Here is a 962-nt window from a genome sequence, read left to right as displayed (position 1 = left end):
GCGGTCTCCAGGGAGAGGCCGACCTCTTCGCTGATGACCTCGCCACCGGTGAGGATGGCGATGTCGGCGAGCTGCGCCTTGCGACGGTCACCGAATCCGGGCGCCTTGACGGCGACGGACTTGAAGGTGCCACGGATCTTGTTCACCACGAGGGTGGAGAGAGCTTCGCCCTCGACGTCCTCGGCGATGATCAGGAGCGGCTTGCCGGACTGGATGACCTTCTCCAGCAGCGGCAGCAGGTCCTTGACGGTGCTGATCTTGGAGCTGACGAGCAGGATGTACGCGTCTTCGAGGACGGCTTCCTGACGCTCTGCATCGGTGGCGAAGTACGCCGAGATGTAGCCCTTGTCGAAGCGCATGCCCTCGGTGAGCTCGAGCTGCAGGCCGAAGGTGTTGGACTCCTCGACCGTGATGACGCCTTCCTTGCCGACCTTGTCCATTGCCTCGGCGATGAGCTCGCCGATGGACGGGTCGCCTGCGGAGATGCCAGCGGTAGCAGCGATCTGCTCCTTGGTGTCGATCTCCTTGGCGGACGCGAGCAGGGCTTCGGTGACGGCTGCAACAGCCTTCTCGATGCCGCGCTTGAGGCCGAGCGGGTTCGCGCCGGCTGCGACGTTGCGCAGGCCTTCACGGACGAGTGCCTGAGCGAGAACGGTAGCGGTGGTGGTGCCGTCGCCTGCGACGTCGTCGGTCTTCTTGGCGACCTCCTTGACGAGCTCGGCACCGATCTTCTCGTAGGGATCTTCGAGCTCGATCTCCTTGGCGATGGAAACACCATCGTTGGTGATCGTGGGAGCTCCCCACTTCTTTTCGAGTACGACGTTGCGACCCTTGGGGCCCAACGTCACCTTTACTGCGTCGGCGAGGGCATTGAGGCCTCGCTCGAGGCCACGGCGTGCCTCTTCGTCGAACGCGATGATCTTGGCCATTGCGAAGTGATCCTCCGGATTGGGGGTGACACA

1 protein-coding gene is annotated in these 962 nt (G+C 63.5%); it reads right to left on the bottom strand.

Annotation, left to right across the window (positions count from 1 at the left end; genetic code table 11):
• Window positions 1–929, bottom strand: a 929-nt coding sequence (gene groEL / locus QM797_RS26130; RefSeq protein ID WP_283278644.1) for a chaperonin GroEL, incomplete at its 3' end; no start/stop codon positions are given.
• Window positions 930–962 lie beyond the last annotated feature (33 nt).

This window comes from Rhodococcus sp. IEGM 1381, from assembly GCF_030056795.1.
GTDB lineage: Bacteria > Actinomycetota > Actinomycetes > Mycobacteriales > Mycobacteriaceae > Rhodococcoides.
Note: the sequence above shows the minus strand (reverse complement) of the source record. Positions and strands in the feature narration are given on the sequence as shown.